8 protein-coding genes are annotated in these 6,000 nt (G+C 66.0%); 1 reads left to right on the top strand and 7 read right to left on the bottom strand.

Features of this window, described 5'->3' with window-relative positions; genetic code table 11:
- Nucleotides 1-68: 68 nt before the first annotated feature.
- From E3T35_RS12735 to E3T35_RS12765, 7 genes are all read right to left on the bottom strand, one after another.
- Complete coding sequence (locus E3T35_RS12735) at nt 69-1,070, bottom strand: FKBP-type peptidyl-prolyl cis-trans isomerase (RefSeq protein WP_134379395.1); 1,002 nt, start codon at nt 1,068-1,070, stop codon at nt 69-71.
- A gap of 140 nt (nt 1,071-1,210) precedes the next feature.
- A complete protein-coding gene (locus tag E3T35_RS12740) occupies nt 1,211-1,804 on the bottom strand; it encodes an energy-coupling factor transporter transmembrane protein EcfT (RefSeq protein WP_134346581.1) in 594 nt (197 codons plus the stop codon).
- Between the two features lie 10 nt (nt 1,805-1,814).
- Entirely contained in the window at nt 1,815-2,495 is a 681-nt protein-coding gene (locus tag E3T35_RS12745) for an energy-coupling factor ABC transporter ATP-binding protein (protein WP_134346582.1), read from the bottom strand.
- Complete coding sequence (locus E3T35_RS12750; RefSeq protein WP_092341399.1) at nt 2,492-3,100, bottom strand: biotin transporter BioY; 609 nt, start codon at nt 3,098-3,100, stop codon at nt 2,492-2,494. The genes E3T35_RS12745 and E3T35_RS12750 overlap by 4 nt, the downstream gene beginning before the upstream one ends.
- A gap of 90 nt (nt 3,101-3,190) precedes the next feature.
- A complete protein-coding gene (locus tag E3T35_RS12755) occupies nt 3,191-3,724 on the bottom strand; it encodes a PKD domain-containing protein (RefSeq protein WP_134346583.1) in 534 nt (177 codons plus the stop codon).
- 320 nt (nt 3,725-4,044) lie between these two features.
- Nucleotides 4,045-4,491, bottom strand: coding sequence for a hypothetical protein (locus E3T35_RS12760; RefSeq protein WP_134379397.1), 447 nt, complete (start codon nt 4,489-4,491; stop codon nt 4,045-4,047).
- A gap of 478 nt (nt 4,492-4,969) precedes the next feature.
- Nucleotides 4,970-5,368 (bottom strand): hypothetical protein, encoded by a 399-nt coding sequence (locus E3T35_RS12765; RefSeq protein ID WP_134379399.1) that lies wholly within the window; start codon nt 5,366-5,368, stop codon nt 4,970-4,972.
- 170 nt (nt 5,369-5,538) lie between these two features.
- On the opposite strand from E3T35_RS12765, the gene E3T35_RS12770 reads away from it, so the two are divergent.
- The coding region (locus tag E3T35_RS12770; RefSeq protein ID WP_166789939.1) for a DUF222 domain-containing protein at nt 5,539-6,000 on the top strand (462 nt) is incomplete at its 3' end.

A 6,000-nucleotide genomic window follows, 5' to 3' on the forward strand; every position in this document is an offset into this window, starting at 1 on the left:
TCAGGAACCGGAGCAAAAAACACCGCCCGCCGACCCGAAGGTCGACGGACGGTGCCAGGGAGACAATGCTACGCGGCGGGCGTCGCTGCCGTGCCGACGATGTCAACGACGAAGACGAGAGTGTCCGTGCCGCTGATGCCAGCCTGGGTGTTGCCCGCTTCGCCATAGCCCTCGCTCGGCGGCAGAACGGCGATGACCTGGGATCCGACGGTCTGGCCGACGAGTGCAGCACCGAAGCCCGGAACGACCTGGCTGGTGACGAACGTGGTCGGGCCAACGGTGGTCCAGGATGAGTCGAAGGTTTTGCCGGTACCCCAGATGACTCCGGTGTATTCGACCGAGACGGTGTCGCCGTCGGCGACGACGGCGCCGTCACCGAGCTTCGTCGTGGCGATCTGCAGATCGGTCGGCGGGTCGGTGTCGGGGATGGTGATGGTGGGAGCGCCATTATCGGCGAGCTCAACGGTGGGCAGGCCAGGCACGACCGGCTGGTCCACCCCGTCAGCGCGGTCGGCGAGGTTCGTGATCGAGATGACGTCGGTGACGAAAACGACCGAGTCCCCGGCGGCAATTCCGAGCTGGGTGTTTCCGTCTGCGCCGAACGCGTCGTCCGCAGTGCTGACGGTGACGATGCGGTCGCCTTCAACGGAACAGTTGACGGCCCGTACCAGCCCCTTGAGGAACGTTTCGCCGACGGTGATGGTCTCGCTGGTACCGCTGGTCGGGTAGGTCGTTTCCTGCACCGTAGCGCCGGTCGTCCCGTTGTAAACCGAGAGTGACACCCCAACCAACGAGCCGGCACCAGCCTCGGTGGTGCCCGTTCCCTTGATCGCCACGGTGCGCTGGGTGGCCGCCGGCGTCAACGGCTCGGCGAACTTGAACGCGGGCACGGCGCCGAAGTCGCCGGTCACGTCGACACCATCGGACACAGCGCCGGGCGCGGTGCACTCGCTGAAGGCGGCATCCGCTGCAGGGGCGGAACTGGTTGCCTCGGGAGTACCGCTGCTTCCGCAGGCGGTCAGCGCGAGCGTGAGGCCCACAATGGTCAGGAGCGCGGGAATTTTCGACACGGGGCCTCTTTCGAGAACGTAGCTGTGGGCAAGCACTGATTGGTGAATGTCTTGGTGGCGCAGACGGCCAAGTGCCCACTCTGCCACGGTTCGCCTATGAACCGGCTGAGTGGATGCGACGGCGCGCCGCCCAGCACACCTCAGTCGTCGAGACCGCGGGCGATCAGGGCCTCGCCCAGGGCATCCGCTGCGTAGAGCGAGCGCACGACCACCGGAACGGCGATCGACAAGAGCGAGCCCTGGGTACCGCGGGCCGTGCGGGCCTCGAGAACCTCGCGAACGATGTCGGAGACAAGAGGAATGCAACGGATGGTCAGGGCCACCAGCAGCCCCACCCGGTCGGCGTCGATGAACCGATTGAACGGACGCAGCAGGGTCTGGAAAGCTTCCAACACCGCGGTGACCGTGGTCGTCATCGTGAACAGGGCGGCCAGGGCGACCGCAACGACAAGGCGGCCGGCCATCAGTGCGGCGACAGTCCAGCCCGAGAGCAGACCCTGAATCGGTACGGCTACCAACAGAATCAGCAGAATCGGCGCGATCTGCGCGACGGCCGCGCGGAGGGGAACTCGGGCGATCACGAACATCAGCACGACTCCTGCCGCAGCGCCGCTGACTACCCACGGGTCAGACGAGGTGCCGATCAGCAGCACGCAGAGCGAGAGCAGAAGCAACTTGAGCAGTGTCGGTGCCCGGTGAATCAGTGAGGTTCCGGGGCTGTAGAGGCCGATCACGCGCGGCTTCTCACTGCAACAGGGCGCGGTAGGCGGCGAGGGAGTCGGCGGGCGCGCCATCGGCGACCACGGCACCCTCTTCGATCACGATCACGCGGTCGAACTCGTCGACCAGGTGCAGGTGGTGGGTGACAACGATGACCTGTTGGGGGAGCGTCTGCAGCAGTTCGGAGATGCGTCGGGCATTGCGGGCGTCGAGCAGGGTAGTCGGTTCGTCGGCCACGATTGTGGCCGGCTCCGCCACCAGTACGGCCGCGAGGGCGAGCAACTGCTTCTGACCGCCGGAAAGACGGTGCGCCGGATGGTCGGCGTGCTCGCTCAGCCCGAACTGTTCGAGGGCCGCCGCCGTGCGCTCGGCGATTTCGGCGGCAGACAGACCGCGACGGCGCAGGGTGAATGCCACGTCCTCCTGCACGGTGGGCATCACGATCTGATTGTCGGGGTTGGTGAAGATGAACCCGACCTTGCGGCGCACCTCGCGGGCGTGGCGGGCCACATTCTGCCCGTCGACCGTCACGACGCCGGTGGTTGGCGTGACGAGCCCATTGATCATGCGCACGAGCGTGGACTTGCCCGAACCGTTCGCACCGACAATGCCGATACGATGCTCGGTCAGGCTGAGGTTCACATCGTGCAGCACGGTGCGGTCGCCAAAGGACTGCCCGACCTGCTCGAAGTGGATAATGCTCACGCTCGGGCCTGACGACCCTTCGGCAGCGCGATCAACCCGGGGTAGGCCTTGTGTACCTGGCCGGCGACGAGCACGGTCAGCACGACCTTGATCAGGTCGCCGGGGATGAACGCGACGTTCAGGCCCAACGTGGTCCACAGCGGCAGGCCGAGGTTCAGGGCCATGACCGGAACTCCAACCAGATAGACGGCGACGATCCCGCCCAGAATCGTGGCACCGAGAGCCAGCCAGAACGGATACTTCGGCAGCAGCCGGGCGGTGAGGTAACCGGTGACGAAGGCGCCGAGCAGCCAGCCGTAGAGATAGCCGGCCGCCGGGCTCACCGTGAACACGCCGATGCCGCCGCGCGCGCCGGCCAGCAGGGGGAGTCCAACAGCCGTGAGCACGAGAAACAACAGCACGGCGAGGGTTCCCTTGCGCGGGCCGAGGATGGCCCCGGCGAACATCACTCCGAGTGACTGCAGGGTGATCGGTACCGGCCCGATGTTGAGCGGTCCGGCCAGGCCGAGCGCCGCGATGAGGGCGGCGAAAATGGCGATCTGGGCGAGATCGCGGGCGGGCAGAATACGTCGAGAACGGGTGCTCGAGAGAACGGTATCGGTCATGGTTCCAAATCTAGAATTCGGTGCCCACCGGCCGCTGAAGAATACCTACAACAAAATGCCGGGAACTGTAGAGGTCGTGATTTGAGCGCCTCAGCAGCCGGGACCGTGGGGGTTGGTGTTGCAGTCTTCGGCGACGAGCACGGTGGATTCCTTCGCTGCGACGACGGTGAATGGGGCGGAGGGGACGGTGACGATGCCTTCGACGGGTCGCCAGCCCTGGTCGCCGAAGCTGTAGTCGGCGCGGTATTCGACGGTGAGGGTGACCGCGTAGGTGCCCTTCTTCGTGTATTTGTGGCTGGTGGGGGTGGTGGAGAATTCGGCGACGGCGAGGTCGGCCCAGCTGGCTCCACCGGTCGGGGTAGAGGCGGTGCTGCCGTCGCCGTAGTTCCAGCGGTACCCGATCGGGGTAAACATGACCTGTGCGGGTTGTCCGAGTAGTACCCCGTCGCCGATTTGAGCGGATGCCCCGGCCCAGAAATTCGCTGGCAGTCCGACGATGGCCCAGCCGTTGGGTTCCATGCCGGTGGCGGCGGCGTAGGCGGGGAAGTTCTGCAGGTCGGAGACGCGCACGATGGTCGAGGGGGAGCAGACCGTGCAGGGGGTGCCGGCCACTTGGGGACGCATCAGGGGCAAGTGTGAGTCGTTACCGCACGGAGCCCAGGTCACGCCGAGCATTTTCGGGTCGCCGTTCGCGCACACCCTCGGGACTGCGGGTGCGGGGTCTCCGGCCCGCCACCGACGGACATGGGGTGAATGTCCCGAGCCTTTCGAGGTTTCGGTTTGATCGGCGGTCAGGTCAACGCTCCCACCGTTTGCCTTACCGCCGGTCTCGGGCGCCTCCGGGCAGACACCCGCCTTCTGCTCGGCAGGAGTGCACCCCGGAGCGTTGGCGTGAGAAGGCGATGATGGTGCGAGGCTAAGCACCATCACCGTGGAAAGGCCGATTACGAGCAGAAGTTTGAACCGGACCATATTGGAGACTCCGAAATCAGTAGTTGTTGGGAATTCCGATTCGGCGCAACGAAAACGACAACCATGGGTGATCGTCCGGGGCGATCTGCTTTGACAACAGATTCACCCAACGTATTGACCGTGTCAGAGGAGCTGAGATCTAGGCAGAGATAAGTGCGAATCTCCCAGGTGGAATCTGCCAAGGCTTGGGACGATTGAATGGTCATCGAATCAAACAGGGTGACCCCCGTGAATGACCAGCCGTTTTTGTCCATCAGATCTCTAGCTCGCTCGACACCTTGCTTTTCCGAACCCGTCGTGAGGGACAAATACTCCTTCCACGAGCCGGAATCGGTTCCATCGGCCGTGTCACCGAGCGCGAGGTATTTTGTGTATGTTGCCTTCGCGGCCACGAGGGCATCTTCGTTCGAGGCGAACACTGGGGGAGTCTCGGTCGGCGCTGCCGTCGCCTCGGCGGCGGGTTCCGACGAGCCGTGGGGAGACGGAGTGGGAGCGGCCGAGCATCCGCTCAATGTGCCGGCGGCGAGAAACACTATTGAAGCGATATGCACGGCTTTGTGCGTGGGGCGACGACGCGGTCGGGTTCGCATGCGGTCACCCTAGACCGGATTGCTATAATCCCGTTTAAGTTATACACAGGCGTGGTGCACGCGCCGAATTCAGGATAAGAGTGCGGCAGACAGCGATGTGTTCGGTGTCGGTGCTCGTGTTTCAACGAGAACACGATAGGCCCGGACGTGACCGTGCCAGCCTTATGGCGGTGGCTCCGGTGGCTCCGGTGGCTCCGGTGGCTCCGGTGGCCCGTTGGAATCAGCTCGTTGGGTATTCTTTAGCGGGGTCTACTGATTTAGTGCTTATATGCGTGACATTTCCTCGTGTCGGTGGTCGGGTGTTGTCTTAGATCATGACCAGCATGGCGATGGAGTTGACCCGGGCAGCGGCCGCTGTCGTAGCGCTGGGCGGGTCCAGTGCCGAGTTCGCCGGTCTCTCCGATGCGGAGGTGCTCGCGGCGCGCGCCCCGATTGCCGCGTTGCTGCGGCTGAGTAACACGGTGGCGGCGTTGCTCGCGGGCACGATTGCGGAGCGGTCGCGGCCGCAGTTGGGCCAGTCCGGGTTGGCGGCACGCCACGGGTTTGGCAACCCGACGCTGATGGTGCAGCACGCCACCGGCCTCAGCCGCATTGAGGCCGGTCGGCTGCTGGCGGTCGGGGTGCTGATGAGTGAGACCGAGACGGCGGAGCGCGAGGGGGCGGCGCGGGTCGCGCAGGCCCGGGCGGATGCTGCGGCCACGGCCACGGCCGGCGCTGCTGCCGCTGTCGAGGCGGCGGCAGAGGCGCAGCGGGCATTTGACTGGGAGGCGGCGCAGTGGGAGGCGCGGGAGGCCGATCGGGCCGCGGCGTGGGCCGAGTTGTATCCGGGGCTACCGCTGCCGGAGGGTGCACCCCGCCCCGGGGCCGGTGGTCGCCGTGGCGCCGGTCGTCCCGCCCACACCGGTGCCGTCTCTGCCCCTGGTGCCGCCGGTGATCGTGCCGTGGCAGGCGCCGATCGTGCGCGCCGTCGCGGCCGGCACGTTCTCGCCCGGCGTCGGCGATGCCCTGCTGCGAGGCTTGGGCAGTCTGGATCAGGCGATCACCGCGGAGAAGCTTGGCGCCGCGTTGCGTGTGTTGCTGGTGGAGGCTCCGGGCCTGAATACGGAGCAGGCGTTCAAACGGGCCAGGCGGATGCGGGATGAGTTGGATGCTGCGGGCATCCTCGCGCGGGAGAAGCAGGCCCGCGACGACACCCGGTGGTCGTTGTGGCGGCGGGCCGATGGCATGGTCACGCTGCATGCGTTGCTGCCGCCGGAGCAGGGCGAGCTGTGGATCGCCACCTACGACGCATTGACCAGCCCGCGGCGCGGTGGGGTGCGGTTCGTGGATCCGGAGCGG

It is taken from the genome of Cryobacterium sp. TMT1-2-2 (genome assembly GCF_004403505.1).
In the GTDB taxonomy this organism is placed as follows: Bacteria; Actinomycetota; Actinomycetes; order Actinomycetales; family Microbacteriaceae; genus Cryobacterium; species Cryobacterium flavum.